Origin of the sequence: Salifodinibacter halophilus (assembly GCA_012999515.1) — a bacterium.
GTDB classification, from domain to species: domain Bacteria; phylum Pseudomonadota; class Gammaproteobacteria; order Nevskiales; family Salinisphaeraceae; genus Salifodinibacter; species Salifodinibacter halophilus.
On sequence record JABEEB010000324.1, the window covers coordinates 1 to 264 of the forward strand.

The 264-nt window shown below is 71.6% G+C and carries 1 protein-coding gene; it reads left to right on the forward strand.

The window, feature by feature from the left end:
• Positions 1-264: HlyD family efflux transporter periplasmic adaptor subunit (locus HKX41_11875; GenBank protein NNC24832.1), on the forward strand; the 264-nt coding region annotated here is incomplete at both ends.

Below are 264 nucleotides of genomic sequence, written 5' to 3' on the forward strand. Positions count from 1 at the left end.
CGGTGATCGTCAACCGCGACGCGCTGAGCGCGGCGGTGGCCAACGCGCGCGCCGCGTTGAAGCTGGCCGAGATCGACTTGGCCAACACCCGCATCCTGGCGCCGCAGGACGGCCAGCTCGGCGAGATCGGCGTGCGCCTGGGCCAGTACGTCACTCCGGGCACCCAGCTGATGCAGTTGGTGCCGCACCGGGTGTGGGTGGTGGCGAACTTCAAGGAATCGCAGACCGCGGCGATCCGCCCCGGGCAGGCGGCGTGGTTCCGGG